This is a genomic window from Hirschia sp., assembly GCF_058892565.1.
This window is the reverse complement of sequence record NZ_JBZXVU010000039.1, coordinates 18966-43960: the sequence shown is the minus strand read 5'-3', so window position 1 is coordinate 43960 and position 24995 is coordinate 18966. Positions and strand designations below refer to the sequence as shown.

The 24995-nt window shown below is 42.1% G+C and carries 18 protein-coding genes; 11 read left to right on the top strand and 7 right to left on the bottom strand.

The annotated features are described in order from the left end of the window. Positions 1–6 precede the first annotated feature (6 nt). The 5 genes from rfbB to AC5EF3_RS14190 all read left to right on the top strand — a co-directional run bounded on the left by rfbB (position 7) and on the right by AC5EF3_RS14190 (position 8490). Positions 7–1050 (top strand): dTDP-glucose 4,6-dehydratase, encoded by a 1044-nt coding sequence (gene rfbB, locus AC5EF3_RS14210; RefSeq protein ID WP_493548521.1) that lies wholly within the window; start codon positions 7–9, stop codon positions 1048–1050. A 164-nt stretch (positions 1051–1214) separates the two neighbouring features. Further along, a complete protein-coding gene (locus tag AC5EF3_RS14205; RefSeq protein ID WP_493548520.1) occupies positions 1215–2369 on the top strand; it encodes a glycosyltransferase family protein in 1155 nt (384 codons plus the stop codon). A 78-nt stretch (positions 2370–2447) separates the two neighbouring features. Continuing rightward, entirely contained in the window at positions 2448–6431 is a 3984-nt protein-coding gene (locus AC5EF3_RS14200) for a class I SAM-dependent methyltransferase (protein WP_493548519.1), read from the top strand. Between the two features lie 80 nt (positions 6432–6511). Beyond that, on the top strand, positions 6512–7654 hold the full coding sequence (locus AC5EF3_RS14195) for a DUF2793 domain-containing protein (protein WP_493548518.1): 1143 nt from the start codon (positions 6512–6514) through the stop codon (positions 7652–7654). A 107-nt stretch (positions 7655–7761) separates the two neighbouring features. After that, entirely contained in the window at positions 7762–8490 is a 729-nt protein-coding gene (locus tag AC5EF3_RS14190) for a hypothetical protein (RefSeq protein ID WP_493548517.1), read from the top strand. 132 nt (positions 8491–8622) lie between these two features. On the opposite strand, the gene AC5EF3_RS14185 is transcribed toward AC5EF3_RS14190, so the two are convergent. Beyond that, positions 8623–9384 (bottom strand): ABC transporter ATP-binding protein, encoded by a 762-nt coding sequence (locus AC5EF3_RS14185; RefSeq protein ID WP_012778274.1) that lies wholly within the window; start codon positions 9382–9384, stop codon positions 8623–8625. A gap of 50 nt (positions 9385–9434) precedes the next feature. Beyond that, complete coding sequence (locus AC5EF3_RS14180) at positions 9435–10286, bottom strand: ABC transporter permease (protein WP_012778273.1); 852 nt, start codon at positions 10284–10286, stop codon at positions 9435–9437. 424 nt (positions 10287–10710) lie between these two features. On the opposite strand from AC5EF3_RS14180, the gene AC5EF3_RS14175 reads away from it, so the two are divergent. Further along, entirely contained in the window at positions 10711–11223 is a 513-nt protein-coding gene (locus AC5EF3_RS14175; RefSeq protein ID WP_493548516.1) for a hypothetical protein, read from the top strand. A gap of 25 nt (positions 11224–11248) precedes the next feature. On the opposite strand, the gene AC5EF3_RS14170 is transcribed toward AC5EF3_RS14175, so the two are convergent. Further along, entirely contained in the window at positions 11249–12658 is a 1410-nt protein-coding gene (locus tag AC5EF3_RS14170; RefSeq protein ID WP_493548515.1) for a hypothetical protein, read from the bottom strand. 236 nt (positions 12659–12894) lie between these two features. On the opposite strand from AC5EF3_RS14170, the gene AC5EF3_RS14165 reads away from it, so the two are divergent. Further along, a complete protein-coding gene (locus AC5EF3_RS14165) occupies positions 12895–15156 on the top strand; it encodes a glycosyltransferase family 2 protein (RefSeq protein ID WP_493548514.1) in 2262 nt (753 codons plus the stop codon). Continuing rightward, positions 15157–16185, top strand: a complete 1029-nt coding sequence (locus AC5EF3_RS14160) for a class II aldolase/adducin family protein (RefSeq protein ID WP_493548513.1) — start codon at positions 15157–15159, stop codon at positions 16183–16185. 23 nt (positions 16186–16208) lie between these two features. Here the strand turns inward: AC5EF3_RS14160 and AC5EF3_RS14155 are convergent, their stop codons facing one another. After that, on the bottom strand, positions 16209–18158 hold the full coding sequence (locus AC5EF3_RS14155) for an ArnT family glycosyltransferase (RefSeq protein ID WP_493548512.1): 1950 nt from the start codon (positions 18156–18158) through the stop codon (positions 16209–16211). A 295-nt stretch (positions 18159–18453) separates the two neighbouring features. Here AC5EF3_RS14155 and AC5EF3_RS14150 point away from each other — a divergent pair, with 295 nt between their 5' ends. The 3 genes from AC5EF3_RS14150 to AC5EF3_RS14140 are packed head-to-tail and all read left to right on the top strand — an operon-like array spanning position 18454 to position 21513. After that, on the top strand, positions 18454–20220 hold the full coding sequence (locus AC5EF3_RS14150; RefSeq protein ID WP_493548511.1) for an NTP transferase domain-containing protein: 1767 nt from the start codon (positions 18454–18456) through the stop codon (positions 20218–20220). A gap of 1 nt (position 20221) precedes the next feature. Beyond that, on the top strand, positions 20222–20695 hold the full coding sequence (locus AC5EF3_RS14145) for a GtrA family protein (protein ID WP_493548510.1): 474 nt from the start codon (positions 20222–20224) through the stop codon (positions 20693–20695). A 2-nt stretch (positions 20696–20697) separates the two neighbouring features. Beyond that, on the top strand, positions 20698–21513 hold the full coding sequence (locus AC5EF3_RS14140) for a class I SAM-dependent methyltransferase (RefSeq protein WP_012778265.1): 816 nt from the start codon (positions 20698–20700) through the stop codon (positions 21511–21513). A gap of 36 nt (positions 21514–21549) precedes the next feature. Here AC5EF3_RS14140 and AC5EF3_RS14135 read toward each other — a convergent pair whose 3' ends face one another. The 3 genes from AC5EF3_RS14135 to AC5EF3_RS14125 are packed head-to-tail and all read right to left on the bottom strand — an operon-like array spanning position 21550 to position 24993. Continuing rightward, entirely contained in the window at positions 21550–22296 is a 747-nt protein-coding gene (locus AC5EF3_RS14135) for an HAD family hydrolase (protein ID WP_493548509.1), read from the bottom strand. Further along, positions 22293–24392: a nucleoside/nucleotide kinase family protein gene (locus AC5EF3_RS14130; protein WP_493548508.1), complete on the bottom strand. Its 2100-nt coding sequence runs from the start codon at positions 24390–24392 to the stop codon at positions 22293–22295. Before AC5EF3_RS14130 ends, AC5EF3_RS14135 begins: the two co-directional genes overlap by 4 nt. Next, entirely contained in the window at positions 24385–24993 is a 609-nt protein-coding gene (locus AC5EF3_RS14125) for a phosphatidylinositol-specific phospholipase C/glycerophosphodiester phosphodiesterase family protein (protein ID WP_493548507.1), read from the bottom strand. Before AC5EF3_RS14125 ends, AC5EF3_RS14130 begins: the two co-directional genes overlap by 8 nt. Positions 24994–24995 lie beyond the last annotated feature (2 nt).

Sequence of the window (24995 nt, the reverse complement as noted above, 5' to 3'; positions counted from 1 at the left end):
CAAGCAATGAAAATACTTGTAACTGGTGGTGCAGGCTTTATTGGGTCAGCAGTGTGTCGACACCTTATCAAGGATAAAGGCGTTTCTGTCGTCAATCTGGACAAGCTCACATATGCTGCAAATCTTGAGTCTCTAAAAGAGATACAGGACAATCCAAATTATGCTTTTGAACAGGTTGATATCTGTGACCGCGAAGCAGTGCTAGCTGTTCTAAAAAAGCACTCCGTTGATGCGATTATGCACCTTGCCGCGGAAAGTCATGTTGATCGCTCGATAGATGGTCCGTCTGCTTTTATGGAAACAAACATCATTGGGACATACTCAATGCTGGAAGCCGCGCGACATTATTGGAAAGACACTCTAAATAGCTCCGATAAATTTCGTTTCCACCATATCTCAACAGATGAAGTTTTTGGTGATTTACCTTTTGATGACAGCTTGTTTACTGAAACAACACCTTATGCGCCTTCGTCTCCGTATTCAGCTTCTAAAGCTTCATCAGATCATTTAGTCCGCGCTTGGGAGCGTACATATGGGCTGCCTGTTGTGATGACGAATTGTTCCAACAATTATGGACCGTTTCACTTCCCAGAAAAGCTGATTCCATTGGTGACTTTGAACGCACTGGAAGGCAAAACGTTACCTGTTTATGGCAAGGGTGATAATGTGCGTGATTGGCTCTATGTGGAAGATCATGCAGTAGCGCTTGCAACAGTCCTCGAGAAGGGAAAATTGGGAGAGAGCTATAATATTGGCGGCAATTGTGAGCGCACAAATCTTGGTGTTGTCGAGAGCATTTGCGACATTCTTGATGAACGTGGCCGAATAGATAAACCGCGACGTGAATTGATTGAATTCGTGACTGACCGTCCTGGCCATGACATGCGATACGCGATTGATGCCAGCAAGATTAAAAATGATCTTGGTTGGGAACCAAGTGTCACATTTGAAGAAGGTTTAGCCAAAACAATAGACTGGTATCTAGCCAATGAGTGGTGGTGGAAACCAATTCGTGAAGGTCGTTATTCTGGTCAGAGATTAGGCAAATAATTGTCACAAATCAGAGCGACGTCTGACCAGTAAATGAGCATAGAAATAGTATAATTAGTCTGATTGAAGTTATATTCGAGTTTTAGGGCTGGTATTGCATGTGTTTCTTTGCAATTAGCTTTTGCGACACACAGGTCTAAATTGGTGAAGAGGCTTTGTATCTTTTGAGACGTAAAAATAGAAGTATAAAAAAGCCGATAGTTGCCGTTTTGCTAGATGCCCATTTAAAAGGATATCCGACTGCTTGCGGTTATATTAGGCTTATATTGCCTCTCACTCAAAGTGCAGTGCTAAACGAATTTGATGTTCGTTTCGTTTCTTTGGACGCTCTAAGTGAACTCAAACCAGATATTGTTATTGTTCAAAGATTGGCAATATCTACTCAAGAAGATGTTTCTTATCTGATATCATTTTGTCGTAAGTCGAATACACCAATGGTGTATGAATTGGATGATGATATTACGTCATTGGACAGCGAACACTCTGAGTATGATCATTATAAAAAAATGAGCGTCTTTGTGCGTGCTTTATGTGAAGCAGCGGATGAGGTCTGGGTTTCAACAAATGAGCTGTTAACACGGTTACAGGCATTGAACCCGAACATTTTGAAAATCGCGAACGAATTAGATGATCGCATTTGGAAAAGTTCAAATACATCCATTGAAGACGTAACTGATGCTGAAGAAGCAGCCCCATTATTGAATATTTTATATATGGGTTCAGCCACTCATGGCGGTGATTTTTTCTCTCTTTTATATCCATCCTTCGAGAAACTTCGTAGTGAATATGGAAACCGGGTAGAGTTAAGTTTGATTGGTGTCTTGCCGGACGAGGATCTCGTTGATGGGATTAAATCAATTGAAATACCTTATGGAGTGGGGAGTTCTTATCCTGCTTTTGTCAGCTGGCTTCAAGGCTTGAAGGGCTATAATGTTGGTGTCGCTCCACTTGTGAGCAACACATTCAATCAGTCCAAAAGTCATATCAAATGGCTTGAATATTCGGGGATGGGCCTCGTCACTCTCGCAAGTAATTGTGGAGAATACGGGGAATCAATCGAAACGGGTGTAACTGGAATTCTTTGCGAGAATAATGAGCTAGGAATTTATAAGGCGCTATGTGGCTTCTTAGAAAATCCCGAGCAACTCTCAAAGCTTCAAACTTCAACCCAAGGCTTTTTGGAAGACCATCTAAACAATCTTGATGGACATTCAAAAAGACTTTTGCAGATGCAGAAGCTCCTAAAAGAGAATAGTAATTCCAGACATTTAGAAGAGAATTTGTATTCGCAGTATTCTGATAGATGGAAAGCGAATTAGTTTGTGCCGTTTGAAGAAACTGGTTCTAGTTTAAAAATACCTTTGAATATAGTTGTGTAGCTTGAATAGGAATTTCTCATGAGTTCGGACAATGCAGGGATGCCAATTGAGGCAACGAAATTTACTGGTATGAAACCACTGCATTTGCAGCGCCCCGACGGTTGGATAGGGCACATTCCCTTTAGCTTTTGGTTGGTGGAAAACTTAAAACCAAAAAGAATTGTTGAACTTGGTACGCATACGGGAAATTCCTTCTTCTCTTTTTGTCAGATCGTTGAGAAGCTCGAACTTGAAACCGAATGTATTGCTGTGGACACCTGGCAGGGTGATGAGCATGCTGGTGAATATAGTGATGTAATTTACAATAGTGTGAATGAACATGCGCAGAAAAAATATCCGAATATAGCAAGCTTAATGCGCAGCCTTTTTAATGAAGCTGTTGGCTCCTTTGATGATGGTTCTATTGATTTGCTTCATATTGACGGGCTGCATACTTATGATGCCGTCAAAGATGATTATGAGACGTGGATTGATAAACTTGCACCAAATGGAGTGGTGATTTTCCATGATACAGCAGTGCGCGATCGCGGCTTTGGTGTTTACCAACTCTGGAATGAATTAAAACAAAAGCATGGTGGATTTGAATTTATCCATTCGAACGGATTGGGTGTGCTAGCGCCTAAGGGTATTTCAAACCCACAAATAGAATGTCTCATCAAAAGCGGTGAAAACTTTAAGCAGACACAAGAAATACGCTCGCATTTTGAATCGCATGCCTCGACAATTGTGGGGCAATACGAAAAGAAGTTTTTCGCTGAATTGATGGCAGAAAAAACAGAGCAACAAACTCTGTTACAACAGCATTATAATGCACTTGGTGGGCAGCTAGAGGCGGCAAAGCAGGAACGCGATCAGGTACAAACTAGACTTGAAGAAGCAAACTCTCAGGAGAAATTGCTACAAGAAAATTACAGCGCCCTAAATGGCCAACTTGAAACGGCGAAACAAGAACGCGACCGCTTGCAGGTTTTACTTAACGAATCCATGGATCAACAGGGCTTGCTCCAAAAACATTATGATTCATTAAGCAAAGAATTAGAGGCCACTCAAAAAGATCGAGCTAAACTTGAACAGGATCAAGCTAATCTAGAGGATGATCGTCTAGAACTTGAGCAGGAGCGAGATAAATTAGAGCATGATTGCAAGGCTTTGGAAAAGAAAGTTGAGCTTGTCACATTGCGTTCGCAAGCCCAACAGACAGAGTGTGATGCGCTTCAAGAAAGAATTCTGATAAGCGAAGTTGCACTAATTGAGCAGCGTAACCGCGAAGAGCGCACAAGTGCCAATTGGGAAGAAGATAAAATACGCCTAGCACAGCTTGAAGATGAATTCATTCAAGTAACTCGCAGACTTCAAGGGGGAATCAAATCTCGGATGATCCATATAATCAGAGATATCAAAACGTTTGGTGTTGATGTTGTTAGAAAAGTACTTGGTAAGAATTCTCGTATTCGGAATACACTTCTTATCACCAAACAAGCTATTCTCATTCGTCGTTCAGGATTATTTGATTCAACCTATTATCGTGAGCAACTTCCAGATCATCAGAAATCAGAGATGGACCTTGTTGGGCATTATATCTCAAGCGGTGATCAAGCGGGTTTAAAGCCAAATAAATTCTTCGATCCTGTATTTTATCGTCAAACATACCATGATCTTAGAGATCTCCCCATAACAACGTTGGAACATTACATCTCCAATGGGTCTCATGAGGGGAGGGCTACATCCTCAGAATTTGATAGTGGTTTCTACCGTAAGCTACATGAGGATATAGCTGCCATTGGAATTGATCCATTAAAGCACTTTCTACAAAATGGACAGTTTGAAGGTCGTAAGGCTGTAGCTGATAAATTGAGCATGGAATCTGAAGGGGCTTCGTTTTTTCCTTTGGTTGGTCGTCACAATTTTGAACAAAGTCTATTTGAGTTGGGCGCGCCAGGTTCTAATGTTGATGATATTCTTCCAAAAACATCGATTTTAAACAACGAACCATTATCTGCAAAAGTGGATGTCATAATTCCTGTTTATGGCGGCGAAACGGAAACCAAAACATGTATTGAATCAACGATTAAATACATGTCTGATAATAAGTCATTTGGTAAATTATACCTCGTTGATGATTGCGGCCCTGAACCAGCTTTAAGAGCAGCATTGCCTGACTATGCAAAAACAAACGAAAATATTGTGCTGCTGGTCAATGATGAAAATCTTGGTTTCGTTAAAAGCGTAAACAGAGCCATGAAAGCCAGTGACCGCGATGTGGTTCTATTGAATGCTGACACCGAAGTGCATGGTAATTGGCTAGATAGAATGACGCGGCAAGCATTGTCACACTCAAATGTGGCAACAGTGACAGCGTTTTCAAACAACGCAACAATCTGTACATATCCAGCAATTGGAGGCGCGCCGGAGCTACCTAATGGGTATAGTCTTGCCCAATTGGATGATGCTTGTTCGCAAGCCAATGAATTAAGAGCGGTTGAAATGCCGACTGGAGTTGGGTTTTGTATGTTTATCAGTCGGGCCAGCTTATCAGAAATTGGGTATTTCGATGAAGAATACGGCAAGGGGTATGGGGAAGAGAATGACTATTGCCAGAAAGCTTTGGCAAATGGATGGAAAAACATCCTTGCTGGGGATGTATTTGTTTTCCATCATGGAAGTGTAAGTTTTGGAGAAAGTGCTGCTGCTGAACAATTGGTGGGCGGTGAAATATTGCGCAACAGATATCCAGATTACGAGCCTTCTGTTTCTCGGTGGATTGAGTGTGATCCTGCATTGCCTTTACGGTTCAGTGTGTCTGCTAAGCTTATCCAGCAAAGTAATAAACCTAGATTGATGCATGTTTTGCACCCTTGGGGCGGGGGAACAGAGAAACAAGTTGCTGAACTGATTAAAAACACATCTGCCGAAGCGCTTCACATGGTCATGATCACACAGGAACTACCCGATGGTTTCATGTTTGCATTCTTATTGCCAGAGGGTGAACAATGGCGACGTTTTGAATTCAAGGCGCAAAAACTCAGCGAAACGATACCTATCTTAGACGCTTTAGGAGTAGATAAGGTTCACTTCCACCACGTACTAGTTGTTATTGATGAAATGGATGATTTCCTTGCCGTCTATGACGGTGAATATGACTTATCTATACATGATTACTCATTGGTTTGTCCGCGCAATAACCTCATTAACTCGGAAGGAAGCTATTGTGGTGAACCGGATGAATTTGGGTGTCTTAAATGCTTACGCGAAAAACCAGACCCTCGCAGCAAAGATATCATAATGTGGCGTCAGAAGGGACGTAATATCTTGAATAACGCTGCTAGAATTGTGTGTCCGACAATAGATGTCGCGAGTCGGATTCAAAAGTATTCTTCAAATGAAAACATCGTCGCTGTTCCCCATGAAAAGGAGTTATACCACCCTAAAAGGGAGGTCACACTTTCAAAGCTTGGGCCTGCTGACACGCTGAAAATAGTGTCCATCGGTATCATGGCCCAGCATAAGGGTGGTGGTTTTCTTCTTGATTGCATTGAACAAAGCGTACTGCAAAAAACCAATATTGAATGGGAGATTATTGGGGAATTCCCGAATGAGTTTGATAAACGCGTATCTGCTTTATCTGGCGTATTGAAGGTGACTGGCAGATATGCAGCGGAGGAATTACCTGAGCTGATATCTGCTGCAAATCCTCATCTAGTCTTTTTTCCTCAACACTGCGCCGAGACATATTCTTATACGTTGAGCGAAGCCTTCTCTGCTGGTTTGCCTATTTTGGCTCCACAATTGGGCGCATTCTCGGAGCGGGTTAGCGGTGTATCTGCATGCTGGCTTTATGATTCCGAGAAAAGTGCAATTGAAGTCGTCCAACAGATTATCGAATTAAAGAATCTGGTGTTTCAAACAGGTGATTTACATAGTGTGCCGAATGCAACATTTGATACACCTAAAGATTTCAAACTTTTGGAAGACTTCTATGAAAAGGAATACATAGACGCTTAGCATCTATTAGCGGCCAATTTATCCCACAGTGAAATAACTGGTCTATATTTTTTCTTTCTCAACATTTGAAGGAAAAGACGATGGATTGGTCGCCAAAACTTGATTTGCCTTACATTCTCTCTGGGCAAGCACAAAAGCACGTCACGCATAATGAGGCGATTTCATTAATTGATTGTCTGGTTCAAATGACTGTTAAATCTGCGGACACTGCCACACAACCGGAGTATGTGTCTGAAGGTGATATGTATATCCTGCCAGACCAAATGACGGGATCTAAGTGGGAACACATGTCGCCTGCATCTCTGGCTGTTTACACGGGCGGTGCGTGGAAAGAAATAATACCCAAGATCGGCTGGATATGTGCGGTTGTGGATACATCAAGTCTGCTAATGTTTTCCAGTGAAGGCTGGCAAAGTGTTGAACACAATAGTGCCGGTTTAGGAAGTGCTGCCTACAAGGATATAGGAATAAGTGGCGATACCATTCCCAAACTTGATATGCCGGCTGCTTGGAGTGCGGATCACAGTTTTGAAGGATATAGAAATGTCAGTTTTTTAACTGGCAATTCGAAAGGTATTGTCTCTGGCCGATACAATATTGATAGTACGGCATCGGACCATTTTACATTGTCGTGCAATTATGATTTGGGCCAGAACACGTCTGTTCATTCATTACTTGGAAGTGCAATGCTTGAAGTTTGCGCCACGAATGGTGCGGATGGATTTATCGGCTTTTGGGCTGGTGGGCCTGCTTCAACGCCGCAAAGAAGGGTGGCAGTTAATAGTCAGGCATTATTTCCAGTAAGTGATGGGCAATATAATCTCGGGCAACCCGCTTATAGATATCAGGATATATATTCTGTGAATGGGGTAAGCATGACATCTGATGCGAGAGAAAAGACGGATCTTGTTAAGCTCACACCGGAAGAGAGGCGTTCAATTGCGCAGATCATGACAGAAGTTGGCTCTTTTAGCTGGCTTAAAGATGTTGAATCCGTTGGGGAAGAAGCTGCGCAGATCCATATCGGTATTACAGCGCAAAATGTTGCAAAAGCGTTTATCAATGAGGGATTGGATCCTCAAGATTATGCGTTGTGGCAAGAAGATGTATTTGAGAATGGGGAAACACGGATGGGATTACGCCCCGTGCAATTGCTCTTAATGAGTATGGGAACGCTTTTTCAGGAAATAGAAGAATTAAAACAAAGAAACCAACAGGTTTAAGATATTATCTAACCTTCCAGAAAGAGGTGATTTTCCTTGCATAGCCTTTGCCAGTCTGGCATCTAATTTATAGAAGCTCATGGTTATTGGAGCATATTGGGGCAATTATGATTAGAGAAACTTTTCTTCAAAACTCATCTACTGTTGAATCGTTACTGGAAATCGGGCCAGGTGCCAGTCCAATATTTGCAGGTTCAAGTGTAGAATATTTTGATGTCATGAGTGCAGACGAATTGCGTCAGCGTTTTTCAGAACATGGTGCCCCCATTGGGAACGTTCCAGAGCATATCCATCATGTATCACGTACTGCGAATTTAGCTGATGTCGACAAAAAATTTGCCTTTGCTGCATCTTCTCACAATATAGAGCATCAGCCGAATCTCGTTAAACATCTCCAGGATGTTGCAAATCTGCTTGAAGACAATGGCGCATATCTGTTGATCATACCTGACAAAAGATATTGTTTTGACCATTTTGTTCCCGAGACCACGCTTCCTGATATTTTAGGTGCTTATTTAGAAGACAGGACAGTTCATTCAGCGCGTGCTGTTGTGGCTGACCGTATTTTAACGGGGCATAATGATGCGCACAGACATTGGGCGGGCGACCATGGAGCGCCGAAGGGCCATTTGTTTTATCCCGCTGCAGAAGAAGAGTGGAAGAAATCTGAAGGAGGGTATATTGATGTGCACGCTTGGCAATTTACCCCAGATACTTTCACGCGTATTCTTTTCCAATTAAGGGAATTGGGGCTAAACCCGTTTCTAACTGATTTTGTAGGTGAAACACCGCACAATAGATTTGAATTTTGTGCGAGACTCGTCAAAGCGCCGTAAGGTTTACATCTAGAAAAATGTCTACTCAAATAAAACTATCTTTGCCGATGATCGGGTAGACATGAAAATACAGCAAATCCGTTTTTGCGATTATACTCTAAACTAGAGCACGAAATTTTATTCAATTTACGTTTATTCTGCACTTGCTTGAATGGCGTGCGCTGCTGAGAAATCCATATATTCTTGTATTGTTTCAGCAGGGGGACCAATTTTGACGATTTCACCATGATGAAGCCAAATAACTTTATTGCAGACATTGGCCAATAGCTCCATAGAATGGCTGGCCAATATGACAATTTTAATTTCATCAAGATAGGAGTTCAGTCTATCTTCTGCGCGTTTCACAAAACTGGCATCACCTGTTCCAAGCCATTCATCTAAGACTAATACATCTGTCGGAATAGATGTTGATAGCGCAAATGAAACTCTTGCTTTCATACCTTCAGAATATCTGTGCATCGGTAGATCGAAAAATTCTTCTAGGTCGGCAAAGGATTTGATATCTTCGCGCGCATTGTTGATTTCTTCCGTCGTTGCACCAAGTAACCTCAGAGGAAGTTCAATATTTTCACGAGCAGATAATTCACTGTTTATGCCCAACCCTCTATCGATTAGAGGAAGGACGCGTCCCTCAGCGATCACTTCACCAGAGGAGGGGTGTGCTAGTCCTGCAAGCACGCGCAAAAGGCTGGTTTTCCCTGCACCGTTTGCACCGATGATGCCGAGTCTATCTCCGGTTTCCAATTCTAAGGAAATGTCTTTAAGCGCATGTACTTTGAGCTGTGAGCTATCTTTAGACCCAAAACGTTTGGCAAGTGATATTTTCAAAGAACGGTTTGTGACTTCATAGAGGTGGTACTCAAAATTCACATTTTTTAGTTTGATCGACGCCATATAACAGATGTCCTAATCTCTATGATTAAAAAGAATGGATAATTGAGCAATTACAGCCAAAGGAAGATTTTTTTACGGCTTACAACATCTGTAATGTTTGCCAGAATAGCAACGCCGAGCACGGTTAAACATGCATATATCCAGTTATCGGCCGTTGGGTATTTACCTAGGAGTGGCTGCCTAACAACTTCCATCAAATGATAGAATGGATTGATCAACAACCAGATGGAATCTAACCTGCCTTGTGATGGCATCCAGATCACTGGTGTAAGGAAGAATGCAAATTGAACAAAATTTGCAGTTGTCTGCCCCACATCCCGAAAGCGTAATGTAATGGGACCAAGAAACATTCCGCAGAAAAACCCAAACAAAATCAACAAAATAAAGCCAAACGGCATTAGAAGAAGAGCCGGCGTTATCGGGACACCTGTGTAAAAAAGCACGCAGCTAATTACAAGCCAGTTATGGCAAAAAATGATTACGTTTCTAAATACCATACGGGCGGAAAAAACAGATGTTCGTATGGGCACGGAACGTAAATGTTGCTCCGATTCAATCAATATACCTGTTGCCTCTGAGAGAGCTAGACTTAGATAGCCCCAGATTAGGAAACTGGCACCCAGAAAGGCGAGGTAGGATTTAAAATCGATATCGAAAATTTGGCTATAAAGAAAAGCAATCCCGAAAATCATGATCGCCATAGAGATACTAATCCAGAATGGCCCAATAGCAGATCGGCGATAACGCATTTGAATATCTTGTCGGGCTAGAATCCACCAAACTCTCCAGTTTTGGAAAATGGCGAGATAGCTAGCTTTTATGGATAGGAGAGTTTCAGAAATCAATTGAGAGGCATTGTTGGCGGAATCTGTGTCTGGAATTAATTCTGGTGTTTTTTTCATATTTCTACTCGCCCGCCTGCTGAAAGCTACTTATTTGGGACACACAAACAAATGTCGTTGAACCTATTTGTATTGTCCCGACAGTTCAATATTTCTTTGACTCACATAAAGTTAAAAAAAGCGAACTCTTATTCCCTATCCATTCTAATTTTTATTCATATGCGTCACATTGAATACACCCCATGCAAGTTTTCATATAACTTATCAAACATAAGACAGTTTATGATTCTGTTTTCCACCATATAAATAAGGTGTACCGGACAAATGGTTCGTTTCTATCGGACGCTCTATGGCATTTTGCAAGTGGGTTTTGCCAAAAATACACAATCGGGCTAGATCGTTTCTCTATATCAGGTCTCGTAGTTCGTTTCTGCCTGAAAATTAGTTGAATATATAGTAAATGCATGGTGTTGGAGAATTGCTCATGATGCGTAAATACGGTTCGTTGAAAAACGCATTCATCCTTATAGGGTTCGTCATGCTGTTTGGTTGTGGAGAAGCGCCTCCTGCTCGTACACCGGATGGCGTTTTTATAGAGCCATTACCAGCACTTGCTTCCTGGGCACATGAATTTCAGGACGCTGATATCAATAGCCACTTCAAAATAGAGGCTGGTAATTGCATTGGTTACTTAGACCTTGTTGAGAGCCGCTTTAAGGGTGAACCTTCGGGGGTCACAATTCGCGGTTGGGCGTGGGATTCAGTTGCCGCAAAGCCTTATGATAAATTTCTTGTTGTTGATGAAAGTGATCAAATAGTTGGTGCCGGATTTTCTGAGGGCAATAGGGAAGATGTGCTCTCCGCAATTGCACAAGTTACACAGCCCGATGTGGGTTTTTTGGCGATTGCAAAAAGAGAAACTGGTAAGCTGAAAGTGTTTGGGGTGTATCTTGACACAAAATCAGCTTGTCAGCTTGGCACGGAAATTCAGTTATAGCCCATTATCGAAACGATGATTGATACTATTCTTCTTCCAAAAGAGTACGGCGTTTGTATTCTTCAAACATCATCGTGCGATAAGGACTAGCTTGGGGTAAATATTCAGCTTTCTCGCACACATCTGACATGCCCTCACACATTGTTTGAAGGTGAAACCTGTCTAGAGGTTGTGCTGTAAATGTTGATAAAATCCAGTTTTGGGATGGTGCCAAACGTGTCTTTGCAAGATCTGGCTTCCAGTAATCTCCAGGATGTATGATCAATCCAACTGCAATCGTTGCGGTGCTTGCAACAAGCAGGACACGCTCTGATAGTCTTGTAAGGCTGAGCGTCATATAGGAAACAATTTTGCTATTCCACGCTAACAAGGTGAGCCATACAAGTGGGAGATACATATAGGTCAAGCGGGATTCGGTCCACTGATAGATAAATGTCATGGTCGCAAAAGCCGACATCAACCCAAGCAATGCGAGCTGCTCGACGCTGGGAATCCATAATTTGGATTTAAACCGAGCATATATGCCAACGAGAATTGCTGGTAAAAAAGTGCCAAAGGCGAGGGGCCACACACTTGAATAGAAAGACGCCATTCCCAACCCAACTTCCAGCAGAACAAACTGTTTTGGTTCAGAAGCGTGCGGAATGATAGCAGACCAAACAGCCTTACCGCCAAAGACCAAGAGGGTCGCGCTTATCATGGCAAGACCAGCAAATATTGCGGTCGATTTGGACGTCCATTTCAAAAAATAACTAGCTATATAGACAGTAGGGATAACCAAAAACGGAATTAATCCGTAGGTTTGAGTCAGGCCGGCCAATGAAGAGACACAGAGGGCCGGCAAAAGGATTTTAAATTTTTCTTGAAATGTCAAAACTGCAGCATTGGTTGTGTCATTCAGCTTTTCCAACCTCTCTAGCAACAAGACAACACTTAATGTCATGAAAGAAGAGGCGAGGGTGTCACTGAGAATCCAGAATTTATAAAATCCGATGATTGAAAAATACCAAGCCAGCGGGACTAATATCGATACCCAGATCGAAAATCCTTTTTTCCTCGCGAACTCACCCAATGCATAACAGGTGACAAAAACGGCAAGCAATTGCGCAAACAAAAAAGCGATTCCGTGCGAGCCTAATATATCATCTAGTGCCGCAATGAATACAAAAACGGGTTGTCTCAACACCGGCCAGTCAGAACCATCTACACCGCTGATAAGCTGATTTAATGCCACACCTTGTGTGACCCAATCAAAACTATCATCAGACATATATGCATATGAATTGAAGAAATCGCCTGTCCATAAATGGGCAGCCAAAAACGCATGAAATAAAGCAATGATTGCAGCATTTAGTGTGATCGGTTGAGTGGACCAACTTAGAAAACGAGAGCTTGTCTCTTGAGAGGAACTCACATTGGATATCGACTTGTTCAAGCAATCACCTATTTATTTCAGAAGAGATTTTGAAGAGTGATTCTACATTCCCTAAATGATATTTTTCACAACCATGAATGAGATGCAAACAATTAAATTCCCTCATCTTTAAAAGCGCAAACGCTGCAAATACAATAATATTCATCACAGCACTTGATTGTATCGGAAGTATGCATAGTGAAGTACGTTACGTCGTGAATCATTGCTAAACGTGGTATCGTAAGATGGGGAAGTTTATGTCCAAAGAAGTTTTGGAGATCAAACAAATTGAAGGCATGATCAACTCCGTCGATTTGTCACGCAAGAATTGCTTCACAATTGAAGACGATACCCCGAGTATTCTTTTAAGTACTGCTTCAAATGGTATGTCAGCGGGCCTGTACACGTTAAAATGCATAACGAGTATGCAAGACATTCCGCTCTCTCCACGTGTTTTTATGGAACGCCTCAGCGGAGAAGAGCAAGGCAATGTTCAAATAAGATGTTTAAAAACCCGCTATGGGTGGAAAGCAACTTTTTGGATTCCGACAGACACAAAATATCTGAAGATAGCTCTAACTGAACATAGTGGTGAGTTTCAATTTCTAGAGTTTTCACTCACCAAAGTGTCTAATAAACGCAATGGTTTGGTTCAAACACTTAATTTGATTTCGGAACGCGTGCGTTCGCCCAGACAATTATTTGATAATGCAGCCAAAGTTGCAAGAGCCATTAAGAATGGTGGAATCAAACAATTAAAAGAAGATTTAGCGACTACGTCTCGCGTTGGTGGACAATTAAATGGATATACAACGTGGATCGACCTTTATGACCAGATCGACGATAAAGATTTAAAATCAATACAAAAAAGAATTGATGAGCTTTCTCAAAAACCTGTGATTTCAATCATCACGCCAGTTTACAATCCGGCTCCTGAGCTATTAAGAGCCGCGATAGAGAGCGTTTTAAGCCAATATTATTCTCATTGGGAATTATGCTTGGCAAATGATTGTTCAACTGACCCTGAAATCGCGCGTATTATAGATGAATATGCTGAACAAGACTCACGTATTAAACGCGTGCACAGAACTCAAAACGGCCATATCTCTGCAGCATCTAATTCAGCTCTGGAATTGGCTAGTGGAGAATTCATCGCTTTTCTAGATCATGATGATGAATTGAGTGCCACCGCACTCTACCATGTTGCAGAAGCTATCAATAAAAATCCTTCTTGTCGGTTGTTTTATTCAGATGAAGACAAAATCGATTTAGATGGGAAAAGGCATGATCCATACTTTAAATCTGATTGGAACCACGATCTACTACTATCCCATAATTTGTTTACGCACCTTAGTGTGTATGACAAAGCGCTAATAGAAGAGGTGGGAGGCCTTCGCTCCAAATATGATGGTGCGCAGGATTATGATCTGGCGCTTCGCTGTTCTGCGAGGCTACGAGCTGATGAAATCTGCCATATACCTTTTATACTCTATCACTGGCGGGTCATGCCCGGAAGCACAGCGCTATCTTCAGATGAGAAACCCTACGCTATGCTGGCCGGAGAACGAGCCTTAAATGATCACCTAACAGCGCTAAATATAAAGGCAAAAGCAGAGCTTATAGGTATTGGATTTAAAGTATCCTACGAAATACCTACGCCAGCGCCTCAAGTTTCTATCATCATTCCTACAAGAAACAGTCAGAAGCTAGTGAAGCAGTGTGTTGATAGTATTTACAATAAAACAAGTTATCCAGACTTCGAAATTATTTTGGTAGATAATGGTTCAGATGACCCTGAAGCAATCAAATATTTTCAAGATTTGGAAGCTAAAAATCAAATCAAATTAATATCGGATCCAAGACCCTTCAATTATTCTGCTTTGAATAATTTGGCTGTCGCACAATCAAATACACCAGTACTTTGTCTCTTGAATAATGACATAGAAGTCATTTCTGACAATTGGCTTGAGGAAATGGTCAGTCTTGTTCTTCAGCCAAATGTTGGAGCTGTCGGAGCAATGTTATATTATCCCGATGACACCATTCAGCATGCTGGTGTTGTCATGGGCTTAGGCGGTCTCGCTGCTCATATTCATGGTGGGTTGGAACGCGGAACACCTGGATATGTTGGACGCGCAGCGCTAAGACAATCTCTAAGCGCGGTCACAGGGGCTTGTATGGTCGTCTCAAGAGACAATTATGAAAAGGTCAGTGGTCTCGATGCAGAAAATCTTGCAGTCGCATATAATGATATAGATTTCTGCTTAAAGCTGCAGGCCATTGGAAAAAGAAATATCTGGACGCCTCATGCTGAATTATATCATCATGAATCTGCAAGTCGGGGATATGAAAACACACCAGAAAAGCTAATGAGATTTCAAAAAGAGGCTGATTTTATGAAGAAAAAATGGCCTGATCAAATCAACGCAGATCCAGCATATTCACCAAATCTAACGTTAAATGACTGCAATTTCTCACTCGCTTTTCCTCCTAGAATTTCAAAGCCTTGGAGAGCCTAAATGCACAATCAAATAGATGAGTTACGTCAATTGTCGGCTCGAATTGGAGCAGACCCACTCCTCGTGCAGGGGGGAGGAGGGAATTCTTCGGTAAAGCTGGATGACATACTCTATGTGAAAGCGTCAGGCACGTGGCTGAGAGATGCATTAGACAAAGAACTATTCGTACCTTTAAACCTAGAAGCTGCACGAGAATATGCGAGCTCAGGCCAAGAAGACTATCTAAGACTTCGTATAGACGACTTGCCCGGTGGAAACCTCAGACCATCAATTGAAACAGGTATGCATGCAGCTATGCCGCATCAATATGTGATGCATACTCACCCTGTGTTCACAATTGCCGCTACAATCATTCAAGATCATGATGTAGGTCATTTCTTGGATGGTCTGCACTGGGCAAAACTGCCATATATAAAACCTGGAGCGGGTTTAGCATCTGCTATTTCAGGACTCGTTCAAGAAAATGCTCCCGACATTATATTGTTGGAAAATCATGGACTTGTCGTTGGTGGCAACAGTCCAGAAGATGTTGAACAGACCCTATTGGAAGTTGAGAAACGTTTAAGCCTCCCCCAAATGGAACTGAACAAGGATTTTGAAAAATCAGAGATAACAAATGAGCCAGATGGCTATAAATGGTTTGAAAACACACTTGCTAAGAATGTTGCATGCTCAGGCGCAGCGATTCAAAAACTGACTTTGGGCGCGCTCGTACCAGATCAAGTTGTTTACCTTGGTGGCGCAGCAGTTCGGATTTCAGACACTCAAGAGCTTGATGAAATTCGCCTTAATTGGAAGTCGCTCTACGGGGTTGAGCCTGGGTTGGTCTTTGTTGAAGGCATGGGCGCACTCGTACGTGAAGACCTGACAAAAGGTGGTCTAGCGATGGTAGATCTATTATTGCAGTTAGCTATTCATATTCCCGACAATGTCGCCTTGAATACTCTAACGCCCGAGAACCAAATTGAACTTCTAAACTGGGACGCCGAAAAATTTCGTCAGGCTGTCGATGCAGAGAGAAAAGGGTGAGTGGACGAAGGTTTAAATGAGTCTTAGTTCACACGTTCAAACACGTGTAAATCAATACCTTTTCTTTGACCCTCTATGATTGTTTCTGTCCATTTGTCTGATCTTAAATGGTCAAACGCCCCCAATGAAGCCTGCGCTTCAACAACCACAACTTGGATATCCGCATCCATCTCAAGGGCTTCGAAGTTAATCGTCCAACCATTGCGGTGTCTGTTGTTCAGATTAGAAAAGTCAACATATTCTTGCGTATTGAACCCAGAAAGCGCCGCCTGCAATCCACCATAATATATACCGATCTGATAGACCGATGTTACAGAATGTTTGTTTTCGATGAGTTTCCATACTTTTGCTAAATCATAGTGAGCATCTGCTTTAACCGATTGTCCTGGTCCGGGGTGCTGAAAGAAAGACTTTGTTGCAGAATTCAGCACGGAATATGAAAATATATTGGATATAAGCAACGCAATAAGAGGTAATAAAAGCAAAGCCGATTTTACAAATTGGATTTGAGCTAGATCCGTACCAAAAAATTCAAATTTTATGGTTTCTTTAAAGCTGGAAGTGGCGAATACGATTATCCCTGCAGCGACGGCCCCCGCAGCGATTTCCGCTTGATATCTCGGTAAGCCCCACAAAGTTATTTTGGTTGGACCATAAAACACCGCACACGCGACGAATAAAAATCCTATCACTGCCAGAAAGAGCATGCCTTCTTTCGTATTTCGGCTTTTGAAAGTTTGCCCAATAAACATGAGGGGAACCAGCCCTATCACTGTCACGAGTGCGACCCCTGGAATGCCATTTACCAAAGCCGTTGCAAATTGATCTAGCGCAGATGCATCCGAAGTGGCCGGTGTTCCAGCTGAAGCAAAGAGATACGCGCTTAGCCCAGCAAGCCCGATAAGAAGAATTGTACCAGCAATATCTGCTCTATCTGCTTTGGAATCTTTTTGAGACACTTCATAGAGAAGTGCTGCGACGACGGGTATGATCAAAAGGAAGCCAGGAGCGCGTGTCATCGCAGACAACACCGCAATTAAGCCAAGAAAAAGCACAGGCAATTTTTTGGTCGGCTCCGTAAAACTAAGGATACAGAAAATAATCACCCCGCCCAATGCATGCCAAATAGATGATTCGACCATTAGCGAGATCTGAAGCAAACCGGGAATCGTCATGATTGAAAGGCTTGCCAAGAAAGCTGCCATACGGTCCAGCTTGTGGCGCAGTAAAATGAATACACCCGCCCCAACACATAACAGAGCCAAATAGCCAGCAGCTTTAAAGCCAATCGGGCTAATTCCTAAAACTGTGCTGGAAAAGATAAGTGGCAGAAATCTAAGGGGTGGATGTGCATCATATTCGGGAGTGATGGCATGCAAGACAGGAGAGTAGGGGTTTTTAGAAAAAATACCCGTATCAGATGCCAATCCATATCTAAACAGAACAAACGCACCGACCCATGCGAGGCCAATTAACCACCAGCGCGTTTTGCAAAGCTTTGGCACAATCCAGAAAACAATAACCAACAGTAACAGGAAAGCTAGGTTAAAACCTCTGATCATATATTCAACCGGCAGATCTTTTACATATGTCCAAAGCTCCGGCTGGTTTAGCTGTACATCATAGATCCACATTTGTGCGTATCTAGAAGAAAGCGATGCGTGATAAATAGCATCGGACCAAAGAGCAGCATTTAAAGATGGCCAAGAAATTATGACCATAATCAGCGACCCAATCCCTAAAAGGGCAAAATCGACTTTATCTAATTGAGGTATCTCAAACGATATCTGCGCTTTTTTTAAAGTACTGAGAAAGGCGAGTCCCAAAAGACCTATTGCGATAGCAACCACTTCCAAGGAAGATGACTGCCAGAAACTCTTGATATTGTAAGATCCTACAAAGCAAATAGATGCAGCAATAATAACAGGTATATTTAGCTTGAGCTCAAAACAACGATCTTGAGGTTTAATCATAGCAGCGCCCCGCTCCCGACAATCTAGATGTAGGAAATCTATTGATTTTTAACGTTAGTTTCACAATAGGGCATTGTTCGTCAAGTCATTCAGAATGATGCAAATGTCAGGCTTGATTAAAGCTAAAGCATAGTCTCAATTCAAAATTATTCTAGCAGCAATCAATAATTTCAATGAGATAGACGGTCGATTAGCGTCCATAACACTTTCACGGTGTTTTTTTAGGTAGGAACATTGACCTTTTGGTTAACTCCGCTACTGCATTGGAAAACTAGTTAACGTTTGGAAATTAGTCATGCAAATAGTCATTCCAATGTCCGGTTTTGGCGAGCGTTTTCGCCGCGCGGGATACGAACTTCCAAAGCCTTTAATCCAAGTGGATGGAAAACCGATTATTGCCCATGTCATCGACATGTTTCCAGGCGATCATGATTTCATTTTTATCTGCAATAAAGATCATCTCCAAACTCCTGAATACCGAATGGCGGAAACTTTACGTCGCTATTGTCCAACTGGAAAAATCATCCCAATTGCTGCGCACAAACTTGGGCCGGTTAACGCGGTTTTGAAGGCCCGAGATGAGATCGACGTCAATAAACCAACCATCGTCAATTATTGTGACTTTACATGTTATTGGGAATATTCTGATTTTGAGAATTTCTTAAAGGAAACAAACTGTGACGGCTGTGTTCCAGCATATCGTGGTTTTCACCCTCATAGCTTGGGGTCAACATTCTACGCCTATATGAAACACACTGGGCTATGGATGGATGACATTCAGGAAAAGCAACCCTGGACAGATAATCCAACGGATGAATTTGCATCAAGCGGAACTTATTACTTCAAAACGGGACAGCTTTGTCTTGATGCTTTTGATGCTCAAATTGCACAAGATCTAAATATCAATGGCGAGTTTTACGCAAGCTTAGCCTATCGTATTTTAAAGCAAAAGAAACTGTCCGTCGCGATCTATGAACTACAACACTTCATGCAATGGGGAACACCAGCCGACCTTGAAGAGTATAATGGTTGGTCAAATACATTCCGTCGTTTAGGTATGGACTCAGCCACACGCGCACGCCACCGCGGAACTTTGCTAGTTCCTATGGCTGGGTTAGGGAGCCGGTTCGCAAAAGAAGGCTATAAGCAGGTCAAGCCCCTTATACCTGTCTCTGGTCGCGCTATGGCAATTCAGGCAACACGAGACCTTCCAGAAACACCACACACACGATTTGTTTTGAGAAATGATATTCCCGGCGTTGAAGACATCGAACATAAACTCGTAACATCTTTTGTCGGTGCTCAAACGACAATGCTGAAAGAAGTCACGGAAGGGCAGGCTATCACCTGCCTGCTTGGTATGGATGGTGTTGATTTAGATAAACCTATAAGCGTGGGTGCTTGCGATAATGGCATGCTTTACGATGCAAATGCATTTGATGCTTTAATGGATGAAGGCAAAGCTGACGTAATCGTTTGGACTGTACGCGGTCATTTTGACGGACGGATGCGGCCAAAACAATTTGGTTGGGTGATAGCTGATGAAACAGGAAAAATCTCTGATGTTCTGGTCAAGGAAGAACCAGAAGATCCAGCCACAACGCCGTTAATCGTTGGTGCTTTCACATTTAAACAAGCTTCCGATTTTAAAGATTGTATCAATGCACTCATCGCGCGAGATGGACGTGTAAATGGAGAATTCTACGTCGATAGCCTGATAAAAGACGCTATCGCCAAGGGATTAAATTGCCAAATTTTTGAAATTGATCATTACATCGGGTGGGGAACACCAAATGATCTGAAGACCTTTCAATATTGGCAATCATGTTTCCATAAATGGGCAACGCACCCCTATAGATTACAAAATGACAGACGTATTCCAACATCTCAGACACAGGATTTGGTGACAGAATACACATCATTTCAAGTGCCTCGGCCAGAGGGCGTGAGTGTTGCAAATGATTTGGCGACACAAGATCAACCCAATTTAAGCCACTTAATCAGTTCGGTTGGTAACCTCTTTCACAAAAAGCAATCAGCTAGCCTAAAGCGTGACGTTTAAAATGGATAGTAAAACACCTGACACGCATGATGCTCAGCTAAATCTATCAATGGAAAAAAACGGTACGAATCCATTAGTACATCAAATCATCAAATTTGGCCTGACCGGCATGGCAAATGTCGGCATAGATCTTTCGGTCTATATTTTATTGCTCCATTTGGGCCTAGAAATATGGCTGGCCAAAACCTTCGCATTTATCGTGGGAACGATTTTCGCTTATTTGGTGAACAAGAAGTGGACATTTAATGACGCGTCAGGGTCTCATAGGAAGATATTTGCTGTTTTCACTTTATATATCTTCGCGATGATTATAAATGTAGGTTTGAATAGTTTCTGCATAAGCATTCTAGGCGATAATTTAGTTGGTAAAATAATCGCATATATTTTTGCAGTTATTCCCAGTGCAGCCGTGAATTTCTTAGGTATGAAATATATATTTAGGGTTTCAAAATCCACCCAAACAGAAGGTTTATAACAATGCCAATATTATTGGGTGCTCCATACGTACCAGCACATGACGAAAATCGAATGAATAGTGAAGGGAATCTCGTTGAGGCACGCGAACGCTTTCTCACAGAACGTTTCACGAATTTAGATGTCTTACTGGATCAACGTTTTTCGTGGATGAATGAACACATCAATGAAGGTGATCTAGTTGTCGAATTTGGGTGCGGTGCGGGTTTTTCTCCTTTATATGTCAAAAAAGGCAATCTTACACTGACAGACGTCAACCAGAATGAATGGGTTGATAAAATAGCAGATGCTATGAACCCACCATTTGAACCCAATTCTGTGGATGTTATCATTTGTAGTCACATGGTTCACCATATGGCTAAGCCTGTGACTTTCTTCCATCTCGTACATAAAATCTTGAAACCGGAAGGTCGAATTATTATCCAAGACCTGAATACCGCACTCACAATGCGCGTTTTATTGAAAATGATGCGCCACGAAGGTTGGTCATATGATATCGACGTTTTCGATGAAAATGAAGTAACGAATGACCCTGATGATCCGTGGTCAGCCAATTGCGCAATACCTGAGCTTTTATTCAAATCTAGTGCGGAATTTGAAAAGAAAGTACCTGGATATAAAATTGAAAAAAACGAGCTGAATGAATGTCTGCTTTTCCCACTCTCAGGTGGAGTCATTGCAAAAACACCCGTTCCTAAATTACCCCGTTTCATGCTGAAATTTATAGGATTTACAGATAAAATCCTCATTGCCCTAATGCCGGGAATTTTCGCAATGGGGCGTTCTGTCGTTTTGAAAAAAGAACCGATATCATCTTGAATTTAAACGATAAAAGGTGCTCAATTTGAGCGCCTTTTATCGAAATCGTGCAATTAGACCGCGTAGTTCAGAGAATTTTTTAAAATTCGCGTCAGGTTTTTCATCCCCTTCAAGACCTTCTTGAATGCCCTCATGTAGCTTCTGAATTGTGAAACAACCCTTCAACGCATTTTTAGCGCCTGCTATATCTTTGTCAGGGCTATCTCCAATCATCCATACAGCACCTTCAACCCCTCCTATTTTGGCTAGTGCTAGGTGAAAGATTGCTTTGTCGGGCTTGTCCGCACCAGCTTCTTCAGATGTCACCATCCAATCTACGAATTTATTGATTCCAAAAAAGAGAATTTTACGATGCTGAATTTGCGCCGTTAGATCTGTAACAATGACTGTTGGTATGCCTGCAATCCGCAAATCATCTAAAAATTCTAATGCTTCTGGAAACAAAGAAGCTGCATTTAGAAAGGCTCCCCAATACGCCTGCTCCATTTGCAATGCTGCAAATGATTGTGTTGCAAGACCGGCTTTTTCTATTGTCCGTTGGAAATAAAGCAATCGATGATGAGAAGAGGCAGTTTTACCAAGGCGTTGCTTAATCTCGTCTCTAGCATCTTCAAAACAACGATCAAAATTCGCTCGGCTTATTTTGAGTTGCGTCTCAGCAAATTCACGCGCCGCTTCCGTACCTGCAGCATGAGCATCATCATAAGCATAAAAAGTATTGTCTAGATCCAACAGAACACAAGCAGGCTCTTCATCCAAAATAGCTTCATTTAAGATATTCATAAAATCCCTCCGGCTGCTGCACGCACCCGATTAATTTGATCCAGCACAACAAGTTGCAACAAGCCATGCTGATCAGCATGCCATTTTGGCTCAAGCGCTAGATACTCCTTCATCGTCGGAAACAATTTGTCTGCCACGATAGCAATATCATTGGCAGATGGAGTACCTTCAATCACAATTTCAATTTCACCATTGTCTTTTGTTTGCTCAAGTACATTCAAGCCACAAACGGACACAAGCAACGTCTCCAAATCACGCAAGTCATCGCCCTGTTTTGATTTGATTCTCAACCTCAATGGCACATCTTCAGGAGGACGTTCAAAATCCTCAACATCAGATGCGCGCAATGGCTCTAAAGAGATTGTGATATCCGCGGCATGCTTTTGTGGTTGAATATATAATCGGCTGTCTGGATATCGTGTTTCTATGGAAGAAATGACTTTGGGAAGAGGGTGCCCTCTAACAGCAACATCTCTTCTAATTTTCAGATAACGGCGCAGTCCCTCATGCATATCGAGGAAAATTTTTAAATCGCATCTTTCTTTCAATTTAGGCGGATAAAGCGCATGCAAACCGGACACAAGTACAACATTTTTCGCCTTAAGTTCGCGTGGTTTGGTCATTCGACCATCCGCATGGTCATAATGACGTGACCGTATAGATCGTCCCTGACTCAGCTCCAAAGCATCATTCGTGAAACGTTCTAAATCATTGGCTTTTGGATGAAGATGAGTCAGCGCTCTCCACATCGGCTTATGACGGTCCCAAGAGTGATAATCATCACCCGAGATGGCACATGTTGCTGAACGGCCAAACATATCTGCAACAAGGTCACTTAACGTATCTTTGCCTGCACCGCTATCGCCGGCAATTCCTATGACTAGAGATTTGCGAGAGGCGAGGTGAAAATTGTCGGTAAAGATACGCTCCCTCAGCATTTGCAGCCCAAGCGCGGCCAAACATACTGTAAATAGTGAAAATATCCAACTTGTAGGTTGCCCTAAAGCAAAACTATCAAGGATCTGATTTGTATTGGAAAAATCCCACTTAGATCCGACCAGAACTCTAGCTCCTGTCGACATTAGAACATGCAACAATACAAAGCTCACATTGACAGCGATAAATAAAGAAAGCGCTCGTTTCCCGGAACGCACGACATGCATCGCCATGAATGGAACAAACCACATGGCCCAACCTGGTGAAGCCGGTGTCAATATGTACAATGTCAAGAAAACAATGCCAATCAGACACATAAGTCCGCTAAAGGAAATAGGTCTGATCCTCCACGCCAATAAAAGCAAACCTGCATAGACCATTGGCAAGATATAAAGTGTTAAGCCTTCACCATAGGCGATGGAAAGCGCGACACTTTTCTGAAGCTCCGGTGTCCCCAACACCATGGTGCGAAAACCTGGTAGCAAGATGAGGGGCCCTAAAAGCAATGCAACAAGCCCTGTCAGAGAGTAGATATATTTGAAGGTTGCTGCGTTATATTTTGGCGATCCATATATATAAATAATAATAAATGGCGCAGCGACAATCATGCTCAACTTAGCAACAACAGCGACAGCCAATAATGCTGCGGACCAAAATAGCCTGCTTCTATGCAAAGCAACCAGACTGAGCATTAATAAAAGCGTCGGAAGTACATCAAGCTGACCATGCCAATAGCCAATATATAATGTAATCGGCGCAAGCCAAAAAACGAGCGTGACTTTCTCTCTCAGTTTTTCGGGAAGAAGTTCTTTTATCGCTCTTAGAAGCAATATATCCAATAAAAGGACTGTCAGTCCTAAGCCTATTTGCGCTCCATATTCACCCCCAACAGAAAACCCGATCAGTGTCAGTGGTGCGAATACAACGGAATACACTTGGCCATAAGGGAATGCTCGAACTGATCCCCCGTCGGCTATAAAACTATTCCAAAAATCGATACTTTCTGAATGTGGTAGGGAGGTTAGAAATGGAATAAACCAGAATTCATGATCCCACGGAAAAATCACGAATATCAGAAGCAAACGTAAAAGGAGGCCGACCGTAAAAAAAGGAGTGGTTTCGTATAATGATGTACCAAAGGCTTTAAACTGTTTAATCATTAAGCTCGGCTTCCCATAAATCTGGCCGCTTCGTGCAAACAGCATCCATCGTCATATCAAATTCTCTAAGCAATTGAGCCATTGCAGAAATGCCAGAATCTGCATCTCTTCCCTGTAATTCAGGTGAAACAAGGCAAAGCTTAAATTTGTTGGCGATGAGCGTATCGTATTCAGCTTTGTTTAGAGGGAAACGTGTAAAGCAATCGACCCAAACCCAATCGATTTTTCCTGCTAAAGTTATAGCTGTCGCTATGTTTTCAAATTCGGATACCCTTACAGCACATCGACTTTCTCCCAAGTTGGATGTTCTCACAAGGAATGGAAAAGATTGATCTAGAAAAAAGAAATCATCGATTTTTTGATTTTGCATAATCGACAATAAGCGTTGTTCTAGCCCTTCTTCTTTCACATTTAAAATCAGTGTGCCGTGATTATAGTTCTGTATCCAGTGTTCGAAATTTTCTCCATCCACAAATGCATCATGATGAATAATCAAATCTTCACCACGGCTACGAATATCCACCTCAATCCCGTATTTTTTCGGCGTATTGTTTAGATCTAAAATCGTATTTTTTCTGTGTGCAATCAGATGCTTAAACATAA